The sequence below is a fragment of the Vibrio sp. 811 genome (assembly GCF_033339195.1).
In genome coordinates this window covers 1-820 of record NZ_JAWOUB010000250.1, presented here as the reverse complement: position 1 = coordinate 820, position 820 = coordinate 1, and the positions used below count along the sequence as shown (strand labels likewise).

1 protein-coding gene is annotated in these 820 nt (G+C 48.9%); it reads left to right on the top strand.

Annotated elements, in window-relative coordinates:
* Positions 1–820, top strand: an 820-nt coding sequence (locus tag R7Q46_RS26160) for a type 2 secretion system lipase (RefSeq protein WP_318078081.1), incomplete at both ends; no start/stop codon positions are given.

Here is an 820-nt window from a genome sequence, read left to right as displayed (position 1 = left end):
TACAACCACACGATCTGGAGCAACGACGCAGCAATGCAGCCAGATCAAATCAACAAAGTGGTTGCACTCGGTGACAGCTTGTCTGATACAGGCAACATCTTTAACGCATCACAATGGCGCTTCCCTAACCCGAACAGCTGGTTCTTAGGTCACTTCTCCAACGGTTTTGTGTGGACAGAATACATTGCCAAAGCGAAGAACCTTCCGCTCTACAACTGGGCAGTTGGCGGCGCGGCTGGTGAGAACCAATACATCGCGCTAACAGGGGTTGGTGATCAAGTTTCTTCGTACTTAACCTACGCAAAACTGGCGAAGAACTACAAACCAGCAAACACCTTGTTTACGCTTGAGTTTGGTTTGAATGACTTCATGAACTACAACCGTGGCGTTCCAGAAGTGAAAGCAGATTATGCAGAAGCACTGATTCGTTTGACGGACGCAGGTGCGAAGAACTTCATGTTGATGACACTGCCAGACGCGACGAAAGCGCCTCAGTTTAAGTACTCAACACAAGAAGAGATCGACAAAATTCGTGCGAAAGTGCTTGAGATGAACGAGTTCATCAAGGCACAAGCGATGTACTACAAAGCGCAAGGTTACAACATCACGTTGTTTGATACTCACGCCTTGTTCGAGACGCTAACTTCTGCGCCAGAAGAGCACGGTTTCGTGAACGCGAGTGATCCTTGTTTGGACATCAACCGCTCATCGTCTGTCGATTACATGTACACCCACGCATTGCGCTCTGAGTGTGCAGCGTCTGGTGCTGAGAAGTTTGTGTTCTGGGATGTCACGCACCCAACAACAGCAACTCACCGCT